The sequence below is a fragment of the Stappia sp. MMSF_3263 genome, assembly GCF_030733745.1.
In the GTDB taxonomy this organism is placed as follows: domain Bacteria; phylum Pseudomonadota; class Alphaproteobacteria; order Rhizobiales; family Stappiaceae; genus Stappia.
Map to the genome: position 1 here is coordinate 1 of NZ_JASHIK010000044.1, position 10,506 is coordinate 10,506.

The window sequence follows — 10,506 nt, forward strand, 5'->3', positions numbered from 1 at the left end:
TCCGATAGCGCGCCTTTTCGTATTCTCCCGAGGGTCGAGAAACCCGGGCGCGGGAGGTGATCCCGCCCCGACACTCAGCTCCAGTAGGACAGCGGCTCGTCGTCGCCGCGATATCCGACGAAACAGGACATGGTCACCCGCTGCCCGCCAACGCCGGGCGAGACGCAATGAATGAGCTGCGAGTTGAACAGCACCAGATCGCCGTTCTGCGGCCGGATCACCATCCTCGGCTCACTCAGTTCGCTCCGCTCCAGGCCGTCGCTCGTCTCCTGGATCTTGTCCTGCTCGGGCGTCGGCTCGCTCAGCCAGAGCTCCAGGTCGCCGCCCGACGGGGGCATGTCGAGATAGACGTTCACCGCCAGTTGTCCGGTCAGGCCCGACTGTCCGTCGACCAGCATGCGGGCAAGCCTGTCATTGTGCGGCAGCATCGTCGCGCCGGGCTCGATGACCCGGCAGGTGCCGACAAAGCTCTTCTGTCCGTCGATGGTCTGTATGGTGGCCCCGGCCGGCCACACTTCCTCCAGCAACAGGCGGAAATGGTCGAGCGGCGTCATGCGCGGATAGACAAGGTCGCGGATGCCCCAGATCGAGCGGACTGCCTCGCTGTGATAGCGGCTGGCATTGTCCGCGTCCTTGCCGACATCGACATAGCCCATGCCGAGGCGCTTCAGCGCGTTCTGCACCTTGTAGGCCTCCAGGTCGGAATGCCCGGCGATCCGCCGCGAAAATTCCGCCGACAGATCGGAAGGATAAAAACCGGGAACATGGATCGCGTCGATGTTCTTCGCAACGAGTTTGCGAATGCTTTCCGCCGTCAGTTCCTTCGAAATCTCCACCGCCTTGAGCATGGAATCTTCCTCCAGATTGGTCGTTATTAATTACCAGGGTGATTTTACGCGATGATAACCGCAAAAATCTCGCCTCCAAGTATCCCAGAGGAGGTTTCTTGCAACAAATACGGAATTCCTATCTCACGGGAACTTGCTGAGAACCCGGACCCGGCTTGCGAGAGCCCGGACAGTCAGTCGGCGCGCGGGCCGACGAAATAGGTCGCGATATGCCCGAGCGCGCGCCGCATCGCCGACGACGAGGTCCCGTTGCGGACAGCCTCCCGGGAGATCGGATTCTCCAGCGTTCCGGCATACTCGAACCCCTTGTCGGGGTCGTTGGGATCAAGAAGCTGCCGGTTGTCGCGCAGTTGCAGGCGATTGATGCAGTTTCTCGGGAATTCCCGCAAGAAGACGTCGTGGCGGGCGAATTTTTCCGCGTATTGCGGGTGGGCGGCCTGATAGATCGCCGCGCATTCGGCCACCAGTCCCCAGAACCGTCCTTCGTCGAGAATGCCACGCTCGTCGAGGATCGCCGCGAGATGGCGGAAGTAGCAGTCGAAGACATCCGTGAAGATGCCGTCGAGACGCACCTCGTCGTCGAGCACGACGCAGTTGCGGCGCACCACGGGCGGCAGGCCCGCACCGTCGTTGAGGATGCGCATTTCCTCGGCCAGATCCTTCATGACGATGCGGGTCGGAGCATCGTTCTCCAGGATCAGGATGACGTTCTCGCCATGCGGCATGAAGATGATGTCATAGGCGTAGTAGCAATGCAGGACAGGCGCGAAATAGGCGCGCAGATAACGCCTGATCCACTCCTCGGCGCCAAGGCCCGAACGCTCGATCAAGGCGCCGGTCATCGCATCGCCCTGGGGATCGAGATGCAGCAGGGCGGCCATGGTCATCAGCCGCTCGCCCGGCCGGATGAGATTGACCGGGCTCTCCCGCCACAGCGCCGCCAGAACGTCCTTGTAGGGGGAATCCGCCGACAGGCCTTCCTCGTAATAGGGATTGCGGTAGCTGATCGTGGCGACCTCGCAGATCAGGCAGAACCCGTTCTCCTGCAGGTAGCTGTCGCGCGCCAGCAGGTTGCGCAGCCACTCGTTGATCTCCGGCGTGGTGCGCATGTCCTCCGGCGACAGGCCGCGCTGCAGCATGAACCCCATGTTGAGGATCGACAGTGCCATCTTCACATAGCGCTTCGACGGCGATGTCGCATTGAAGAACGTGCGGATCGACTGCTGCGGCTGGTAGAGGTCCTCCGACAGGCCAAGATAGACGATGTTTCCCCGGGCGATTTCCGCAGCAAAACTCATCGAGATGCGGTTGAACCACTGCCAGGGATGTACCGGCATGAACAGGTAGTCGGCCGGGTCGTGCCCCATCCCGGCGAGCTGCTTGCGGTATCCGGAAACGACCTGTTCGCCCAGTTCCTCCGCCATCAACCGGTCATGATCGAGGCCGGCCATGCCGACGAAACGGGCATGCTCGCGAGCAACCGCGATCCACACGATGGAGAGCGGACCGGCCGCCTCGGGCGCGTAGAGCGGATAGTCGGCGGTGTTGAAACCGAGCCGCCCGTTGTTGGCGACGAAGGAGGGATGCCCCTCCGTCATCCCGGTTTCGATGGCCTGGAAGTCGGCGCCGGCGAGATCGGAAGCGCGATGCGGTTTCGTCGCCGCCTTGTAGGCGCTGCCGTAAAGAATGCTGCTGATCTCGTCCAGATAGACCGGCATCATCGCGTCGCGGATGCCGAGCGGCTTGCGGAACTCGATGATGAATTTCAGCGCGTCGATCGGCGCGACCTTGCCGTTCAGCCGCTTCTCGATCGACGCAGGGTCGATCTGCCAGTGATCGAGGCGCATGCGCCTTGCCAGGAACCGGTACTCGACGTGTTCCGACGGCTGCTCCAGCACGAAGCGGGCCTGGTCTCCGGCAGGACCGTCCAGCCGCGGCAACAGCAGCAGTTCATGCGAGAACTCGCTGATCGCCTTGCGCACCAGGAGCCGGTTCACCCAGGCCCAACGGTCGCCTTCAAGATGCGCGACAGCCCGCTCCTGCGGCGGCATCAGATGCATTGCGGCACTCATGTCGTCCATGCTCGCCCCCTCAGCCCCCGGCCGAAGCCGCTTCGCCCACCGGGCTGGCGGCCGCGGAGAAGCGCTGGAAGGCCACCCGGCGTTCGACCGGATAATATTCCTTGCCGAGCACGTCGCGGATGATCACCGAATTCCGGTAGCAGGCCTGGCCGAGATCCGGCGGCAGGTAGCTGTCGGCGTGGATCTCGGCGTTCTGGACGAAGATCCCGCGCCCCTCGTGGTCGATGGATCCGTTGCGGGCAACCGCAAACCGCCCTTCCCCGCACCAGTTGATGCGCTCGGAGACCGGCGCCAGATAATCGGGCACCTTGAAGCGGTAGCCGGTTCCAAGCACCAGCGCTTCAGTCTCCATCTGGAAGGAGCGTTCCTCCTCAATCTGGCGGAAGGTCAACTGGAACAATCCGCTCGCCGGATCGTGGGCGCAGGCCTCGATCTCGGTGTTCGACATCAGCGTCATGTCTACATCGCCGTAAAGCTGCTTGCGGTAGCGCAGGTCGTAAATGTCGTTGATCAGCGAGGGATTGATGCCCTGAAAGATCGCCTGCATGGCGCGCACCAGATCCTCGCGCTTGGGCCGCGACAGCGAGAAGAAATAATCCGCATAGTCGGGCGTCGTCATCTGCAGCGTCAGCTTGGTCAGTTCACGTGGCACCAGGCGCGAGGACCTGGTGATCCAGTTGAGCGTGTAGCCGTGCCGGTCGATGTCGCTCAGGAGATCGTGATAGACCTCCGCCGCGCTCTGCCCGGAGCCGACGACGGTGATCGACTTCTTCTGCCGGATCTCGTCGCGGTGGCGCATGTAGTCGGCGCTGTGCATCACCTTGTCGCGCACCGCCTCACATGCCGCCGGCACGTTCGGCGACATGCCGGAGCCGAGCACGATGTGCTTCGCCAGCAGCGTCTTGCGCTGGCCCATCTTCGTGTTCAGGCAGGTGACCTTGTAGACGCCCGCCGCCGCGTCGTACTCGACCTGCTCCACCTCCCGGTTGAAGACGACATTGTCGAGCCGGCTCGCCGCCCAGCGGTAGTACTTGTTGAACTCGTTGCGCAGCAGGAAGAAATTCTCGGTGTCGAGCAGGAACGCATAGAAGGCGTAGATTCGACCCGTCTGCTTCAGGTAGTTGAGGAAGCTGTATTCGCTGGTCGGGTCGGCAAGCGTCACCAGATCGCACAGGAACGGCGTCTGCAGCGTCGCCGTTTCCAGCAGCGTGCCCTCGTGCCAGTTGAACTGGTCCTTGCGTTCCAGGAACAGGCAGTCGAGATCGCGGATCGGCTGGGTCAGGCAGGCAAGGCCGAGATTGAACGGGCCGATGCCGATGCCGATGATGTCATGGACCTGGCTGCCGGTCTGGCCGGCGCGGCCCCGCCCCTCTTCCGGCCCTTGCACGGATTGCGACATCATCCAGGCTCCTTTCGACGATTGCGGCCCGCCGGCGGGCCCGACCGGACCGGTCGAAGGCCGGCCTGAAGCGGTCCGGCCTTGTGCGAACACACCGGCCGATCCTCCGCCGAAACCTTATCGGGACGCCGGATGTTACTGAAATATATTATATTCGCGCCAGTCGGTTGCTTTTTGAATGATGCTCAACCGGGCGCCGACGACAACGCACGCGCCAGGGTCAGGACCCTAGTAGGAGGACGGGCTCTTGCCGGTGAAGTCGTGCGCCTCGTGTCCTTCGATGGGCGGGCTGAAGACGCTGAGACAGACGGACGGGTCGCGCACCACCATGCGATGCGCGTCGTTGCGGTTCATGATGAACACGGTTGCCCCGGCGCCGTTGGTGTCGATCGGGTGGCTGCCGCTTTCCCAGACATATTCGCCGCTGCCCGAAACGTAGTAGCAGCTCTCGAAATGATGCCGGTACTGGAGGGGCGAATCCGTATTCGCATTGCCCAGCGTCTGGCAAAGCGCAAAGCCGAAGCCGTCATCCCTGACCAGCAGGCGGCGGCTCTGTCCGTTGCCCCAGAAGACGTCTCGCCCGGTGCCCACCGTCTCCGCCACCCGCCGCACGAGGGGTTCGGCGCGGATCTCCTCCTCCGGCCCCTCGCCGCCAAAGATCGTGCAGATGCGCAATTCGGTCTCGGCGTGGAAGGTGATATCGGTCCCCGCGCGGGCCGCGACCAGCGTGTCGGCCTCGACGATGGCGCTGCGGCCGCCGACCGTGACCATGCCGTTCCCGGAGAGGCAGAAATGCGCCTGGGCGGGAAACTCGCCGGGCGCGTCGCGGGCGACCGTGTCGCTGGTTCCAGCGGCCAGCGTCGTGTCGAACACAGCATGCCCGACCTGGTCGGTACGCGCGACGATCTCGCGGGACGCGGCATAGCGGAAGACCGGCACGTCGCCGGCAGCCTTGAACGTACGGACGATCATGATCCTCACCTCCTCGATCAGGGGCCGGACTTCAGACATACCGCGCGCTTTCCAATAAGTATAAATCTTGTTTTGTATTAGAAACTGAGAAACAAATATCGATTGAATGGACAATTCTTACAATTGTTACGCAATGCCAACTCGCAATTAATAAATACAGATAAGATATTTCCGGCAAAATCCCCCGAGGCACTAGACTTGCGCGCGTGGGTGCGGCGAGCGGCACGAGGAGGCGCATGTCCGGCGACAGTCATGGCAATCGGGACCTGTGGGTCTTCGGCTACGGGTCGCTGATGTGGCGGCCGGGCTTCGCCCATGCCGCCTCCTGCCGCGCGCGCATGCACGGCTATCGGCGCCGGCTCTGCATCTATTGCGAGCATCATCGCGGCACGCCGGCCCGGCCGGGGCTCGTGTTCGGGCTCGACCGGGGCGGCTCCTGCGTCGGCCTCGCGTTTCGCGTGCCCGGCGCGCATCGTGCCGCCGCCCTTGCCTACCTGCGCCGGCGCGAGCTTGGCTGCGGCGCCTATCGCGAACGGCATATCGGCATCCGGCTGGAAAGCGGCGAGAGCGTGCAGGCGCTCTGCTACACCGCCAATCACCTGCACGCGCATTATGCCGGCAGCCTGTCGCCGCCGGAGGCCGCCGGGATCGTTGCCCGCGCCAACGGTCCGTCCGGCGACAACCGCGACTACATGCTGAACACACTCCGCCATCTCGGTCGTCTGGGCATCACCGACCCCTGGCTCGCGCAGGTGGCACGTCTTGTCGACGCCGCACCGGCTGCGGGTCCGGTTTCCTCGATCAGTTCGCGGGCCGCATCGCCGGACTGCATTCCATGACCACGCGGCGGCCACGGCCGGGGCGTGCCTGAAGCGCACCGTCGCGAATGACCGCTTCGCCGCGCGACAGGACCGTTTCCGGCCATCCGGCAATCTCTCGCCCGGCGAACGGATTGTAACCGACATTGTCGTGCAGGTCGTTCTCGCCCAACACCCTCCGCGCATCCGGATTCCATATGGCGATATCGGCGTCGTATCCGGGATCCAGGCGCCCTTTTCCGGTCAGTCCGAACAGGGCGGCCGGGGCCGTCGCGGTCAGTTCCACGAATTTCTCCGCGCCAAGGCGTCCGCCCACCACCATCGCGTCGAACATCAGCGGCAGGCGCAGCTCCAGCCCCGGCATTCCGTTGGCGATCCGGTTGAAGGGCGGCGCCTCGCCATTGGCGAACTTGCCGCTTGCGTCCATCCGATACGGCGCGTGGTCCGAGGTGACCAGTTGCAGGTCGCCGAGCGCCAGTCCACGCCACAGCGCCTCCTGGTCTGCGGCCTGGCGCTGCGGCGGACTGCAGAGCAGCGCCGCTGCCTCCATGCCCGGGCGGTCGAGATCGTCTTCCGTCATGAAGAGATAGTGCGGACAGGTTTCCGCCCAGACCGGCGCGCCCCGTCCACGGGCCGCGCGAACGATCTCGACACCTTCGCGCGTCGAAACGTGAAACAGCATCACCGGCTGTCCCGTCGCCTCGGAAAATCGGCAGATGCGCTCCAGCGCCTCGATCTCGGCAAGCCGGGGATGCGACAGGGCGTGAAAACGGGGAGCCGTATCGCCGGCCGCCAGCAGCCGTTCCGTGGCCCAGCGGATCAGCCCGTCATTCTCCGCATGGAAGCAGACCAGTGCGCCGCCGCCCCGCGCCGCCTCCAGCACCTTGAGGATCGAAAGGTCGTCGAGGCGGACCTTGTCATAGGTGGTGAAAACCTTGATCGAGCGGTGGCCCTCGCCGACCAGCCTGGAGATATCGGCAAGGTTGTCGCCGGAAATATCGGCGACGATCATGTGGTAGGCATGGTCGATCAGCGCGCCCCGGGTTGCACATGCCGCATAATCGGCCATCACGTCGGCGATCCGCATTCCCGGATGCTGCGCGGCGAAGGATACCGTGGTGGTGGTACCGCCGAATGCGGCCGAGCGCGTCGCGCTCTCGAACGTGTCGGCATTCATCAGGCCCGCGCCGGACAGTTGCTCGATATGGCAGTGGGTGTCGACGCCGCCGGGCATCACGAGCCGGCCACGGGCATCGATCTCTTCGACGCCCGCGCCAAGGCCGCGGCCGAGCGCCGCCACCCGGCCGTCCGCAACCGCCAGATCCGCCTCGAAGGTCGCTTGCGCGGAAACGATCGTTCCACCGCGTATGACGAGATCATAGGTGTTGCCGGTCATGTATGCTCCCTTCGTTGCCGTCCCGATATACACTGTGTATACCGTTATTGACAACTCGCCCCCTGCCTCCCGTTCGCAAGGGTCGATATCATGCAAGAAAGGTCATGCCGCAAGCGGCCGGCCATCTGGCGGAGCGATCAGAATGTCCAGCTTAGAACACGGCCAGACGCTTGGCGACACCACTCATGACCGGCTGCGCCGGATGATCGTCAGCGGTGAGCTGCCGGCCGGCACCCGGCTCCAGGAAAAGGCCTTCGCCGACCGGCTCGGCGTTTCGCGGACGCCGGTTCGCGAGGCGATCGCCCGCCTGGTGTCGGAAGGACTGGTCACCCGCTCGCAAGGCGGCGTGCCCGTGGTCAACCAGATATCGATCTCTGAAATCATTGAAATTCTTCATATAAGACGCCTTCTCGAATGCGAGTCGGCACGTCAGGCCGCGACCGTCCATGCCCAGGTGGAACCGCTCCTGTCCTTGCGTGCGCGGACAGAGGCCCTGCTTGCCGGCGGCATGACAACCCCGGCCGAGCACGCCGATCTGGATGAGGAATTCCACACGACGATCGCCCGTGTTTCCGGGTCGCGACTTCTGGCCGAGCTCGTTCACAATCTCAAGCTGAAAACCCGCATCTTCGACAAGGGTTTTATTCCCGAACGGTTCGAACCCGGCCTGAAAGAGCATCTGGACATTCTCGATGCGATTCTCGCCCGCGATTCCACACGTGCCGAAACGGCGATGCGCCGTCATCTCGACAATGTGCGCGAGTCGATCCTGACATCCATCCAGCGTCTCTACTGACTTTCTGCATCCGCATTTTTCTCGAAGCGGAACTATGTCCATTGACTCGGCATGCCGACGGTATACCATCGGCATGCATTCACGACCAAGGACCCTCCCCAGATGACGAGCCAGACAGATGCGCGCCGCCCGATCGGCGATCCGCTGCTCACCGTGACCTTCCTTTATTTCCGTGACCTGCCTCGTGCGATGGCCTTCTACGAGACGGTTCTTGGCGTCGAACTCGCCATCGATCAGGGGTGGTCGAAGATCTACCGTCTCGGCGGAACGGCTCATGTCGGCCTTGTCGACGAGACCCGCGGCTCGCATCGCGCCGCCGATCCCAAGCCGGTTCAGCTCTGCATGCGCGTCGCCGATGTCGACGCATGGCACGACTGGGCCCGAAGCTGCGGCGTCGCCGCCCTCACCGCCCCGAAGGACAGTCCTTCCCTCGGCATCCGGGCTTTCGTCTTCGACGACCCGGAAGGCTACCAGATCGAGATCCAGTCCGTTCTCGGCTGACCCGCCCGCAACCCGGGACGGCGCAGCCCTTCTGTGGCCTGCGCCTTCCGCCACCCAGCATCCAACGAAGGCGGCGAACCGCCTCGCAGATCACCCGAAAAGGGGAATCCAGATGAAATTTTCACACGGCATGACGCGGCTTCTCGCTTCCGCCGCCTTCGTTGCGCTCGCCAGCTCCGGCGCGCTCGCCGACAAGTCGCTGACCATCGGCCTGACCTCCGATGCGGTCCACATGGATCCGCAGGCGGGTGAGGAGCTAAGCTCCAACATCATGTATTATCACATCTATGACGCACTGGTCCGCCGCGACGCCGACCTGCGGTTCGGCCCCGGCCTCGCCGAAAGCTGGGAGCTTGCCGACGACACGACCTGGGTTTTCAAGCTGCGCGAGGGCGTCACCTTCCATGACGGCGACGAGTTCAAGGCGTCCGACGTCATCTTCACGCTGGAGCGTCTCAAGGCCTCGCTGATGGCCAATCTTGCCGCAAACATCGAGAGCTTCCGCGCCATCGACGAGCGCACGGTGGAAATCAAGACCTTCCGCCCCTATGCCGCGCTGCCCAACGACCTCGCCGCGATCCTGATCCTTTCGGAAGATCACGTGAAGAAGGTCGGCGACAGCCTCGACCAGCAGCCAATGGGCACGGGCCCCTACAAGCTGGTGGAATGGGTCAAGGAAGACCGCATCGTCCTGGAGGCGTTCGATGGCTACCATCTGGGCGAGGCCACCGTCGAAAACGTCACCTTCCGGCCGATCACCAATCCGGCAACCCGCACCGCCGCCCTGCTCACCGGCGAGGTCGACATCGTCCAGGACCTTGCGGTGCGTGACGTGCAGCGGGTGAAGGACACCGACGGGTTCGAGGTCGTCACCCGGCCTAGCCTGCTCAATCTGGTGCTGGCGCTCGATGTCCGCGAGAAGAGCCCGACGATCGAGGGCGACAACCCGATGACCGACCGCCGCGTCCGCGAGGCGATGGCCCGGGCCATCGATGTCCCGACCATTTCGCGGGTGATCATGAACGGCCTGTCGACGCCGTCCGCCCAGTACGTGCCGGAGAGCCATGTCGGCTATCTGGAGGGTGCAGACTTCCACCAGATGTACCCCTATGACGTCGAGCGCGCGAAGGAACTGATGGCGGAGGCGGGTGTCGCCGACGGCTTCACCCTGACGCTTGACGCCACCAACAACCGCTATGTCAACGATGCCCAGATCGCCCAGGCGCTGGCGTCGATGCTGGCCAAGATCAACGTCAAGCTCGTCCTCAACCTGATGCCGAAGTCGAACTTCTTCGGCTACATCCGCGTGCCCTCTGACAAGTCGAGCTTCATCATGTCCGGCTGGGACGTGCCCTCCGGCGATGCCGGCTCGATGTATGGCGTGATGTTCTACTCGCGCGGCAAGAAGGAAGGCTACGGCCAGGTCAATCGCGGCTCCTATTCCAACCCGGACGTCGACGCGCTGATCGACAAGGCCGACAGCACCCCGCGGGTGGAAGAGCGCGACGCGCACCTCCAGGCCGTGACGAAGATCCTGCTCGAGGACATCCCGATGATCCCGGTGCACTACGAGCAGGACATCTATGCCGCGCGCGACGGCGTCGCCTTCACTCCGCGCACGGACAAGTTCCTGTGGGCCTACGAAATGGACGTGAAGGACTGACCCCCTTCCGCCTTTGAAACGGAAGCGGGGGG

At 63.8% G+C, this 10,506-nt stretch carries 9 protein-coding genes; 4 read left to right on the forward strand and 5 right to left on the reverse strand.

What is annotated here, in order from left to right:
• Window positions 1-74: 74 nt before the first annotated feature.
• The 4 genes from RBB46_RS23085 to RBB46_RS23100 form a co-directional block, all read right to left on the reverse strand.
• The gene (locus RBB46_RS23085; RefSeq protein ID WP_306031425.1) at window positions 75-848 is read right to left on the reverse strand and encodes a 2OG-Fe(II) oxygenase; all 774 of its coding nucleotides are present in this window, start codon (window positions 846-848) and stop codon (window positions 75-77) included.
• A gap of 173 nt (window positions 849-1,021) precedes the next feature.
• Window positions 1,022-2,929: an IucA/IucC family siderophore biosynthesis protein gene (locus tag RBB46_RS23090; protein ID WP_306031426.1), complete on the reverse strand. Its 1,908-nt coding sequence runs from the start codon at window positions 2,927-2,929 to the stop codon at window positions 1,022-1,024.
• A 10-nt stretch (window positions 2,930-2,939) separates the two neighbouring features.
• Window positions 2,940-4,331, reverse strand: coding sequence for a lysine N(6)-hydroxylase/L-ornithine N(5)-oxygenase family protein (locus RBB46_RS23095; RefSeq protein ID WP_306031427.1), 1,392 nt, complete (start codon window positions 4,329-4,331; stop codon window positions 2,940-2,942).
• 225 nt (window positions 4,332-4,556) lie between these two features.
• Window positions 4,557-5,339 (reverse strand): ectoine synthase, encoded by a 783-nt coding sequence (locus tag RBB46_RS23100; RefSeq protein WP_306031428.1) that lies wholly within the window; start codon window positions 5,337-5,339, stop codon window positions 4,557-4,559.
• 197 nt (window positions 5,340-5,536) lie between these two features.
• Between RBB46_RS23100 and RBB46_RS23105 the strand changes: the two genes are divergently transcribed.
• Window positions 5,537-6,139, forward strand: coding sequence for a gamma-glutamylcyclotransferase (locus RBB46_RS23105; RefSeq protein WP_306031429.1), 603 nt, complete (start codon window positions 5,537-5,539; stop codon window positions 6,137-6,139).
• On the opposite strand, the gene hydA is transcribed toward RBB46_RS23105, so the two are convergent.
• Window positions 6,102-7,514 carry a dihydropyrimidinase gene (gene hydA, locus RBB46_RS23110; protein WP_306031430.1) on the reverse strand — a complete coding sequence of 471 codons (1,413 nt, stop codon included), beginning with the start codon at window positions 7,512-7,514 and terminating at the stop codon, window positions 6,102-6,104. The two genes, RBB46_RS23105 and hydA, sit on opposite strands and share 38 nt — an antisense overlap.
• Window positions 7,515-7,656: 142 nt before the next feature.
• On the opposite strand from hydA, the gene RBB46_RS23115 reads away from it, so the two are divergent.
• The 3 genes from RBB46_RS23115 to RBB46_RS23125 all read left to right on the forward strand — a co-directional run bounded on the left by RBB46_RS23115 (window position 7,657) and on the right by RBB46_RS23125 (window position 10,474).
• Window positions 7,657-8,310 (forward strand): GntR family transcriptional regulator, encoded by a 654-nt coding sequence (locus RBB46_RS23115; protein ID WP_306031431.1) that lies wholly within the window; start codon window positions 7,657-7,659, stop codon window positions 8,308-8,310.
• A 102-nt stretch (window positions 8,311-8,412) separates the two neighbouring features.
• Window positions 8,413-8,811, forward strand: coding sequence for a VOC family protein (locus RBB46_RS23120; RefSeq protein WP_306031432.1), 399 nt, complete (start codon window positions 8,413-8,415; stop codon window positions 8,809-8,811).
• 112 nt (window positions 8,812-8,923) lie between these two features.
• On the forward strand, window positions 8,924-10,474 hold the full coding sequence (locus RBB46_RS23125; RefSeq protein WP_306031433.1) for an ABC transporter substrate-binding protein: 1,551 nt from the start codon (window positions 8,924-8,926) through the stop codon (window positions 10,472-10,474).
• The last annotated feature ends 32 nt before the right edge of the window (window positions 10,475-10,506 follow it).

Coding starts and splice junctions, on each gene's coding strand:
- RBB46_RS23085 (WP_306031425.1), bottom strand. CDS start 848: ATGCTCAAGGCGGTGGAGATTTCGAAGGAACTGACGGCGGAAAGCATT.
- RBB46_RS23090 (WP_306031426.1), bottom strand. CDS start 2,929: ATGGACGACATGAGTGCCGCAATGCATCTGATGCCGCCGCAGGAGCGG.
- RBB46_RS23095 (WP_306031427.1), bottom strand. CDS start 4,331: ATGATGTCGCAATCCGTGCAAGGGCCGGAAGAGGGGCGGGGCCGCGCC.
- RBB46_RS23100 (WP_306031428.1), bottom strand. CDS start 5,339: ATGTCTGAAGTCCGGCCCCTGATCGAGGAGGTGAGGATCATGATCGTC.
- RBB46_RS23105 (WP_306031429.1), top strand. CDS start 5,537: ATGTCCGGCGACAGTCATGGCAATCGGGACCTGTGGGTCTTCGGCTAC.
- hydA (WP_306031430.1), bottom strand. CDS start 7,514: ATGACCGGCAACACCTATGATCTCGTCATACGCGGTGGAACGATCGTT.
- RBB46_RS23115 (WP_306031431.1), top strand. CDS start 7,657: ATGTCCAGCTTAGAACACGGCCAGACGCTTGGCGACACCACTCATGAC.
- RBB46_RS23120 (WP_306031432.1), top strand. CDS start 8,413: ATGACGAGCCAGACAGATGCGCGCCGCCCGATCGGCGATCCGCTGCTC.
- RBB46_RS23125 (WP_306031433.1), top strand. CDS start 8,924: ATGAAATTTTCACACGGCATGACGCGGCTTCTCGCTTCCGCCGCCTTC.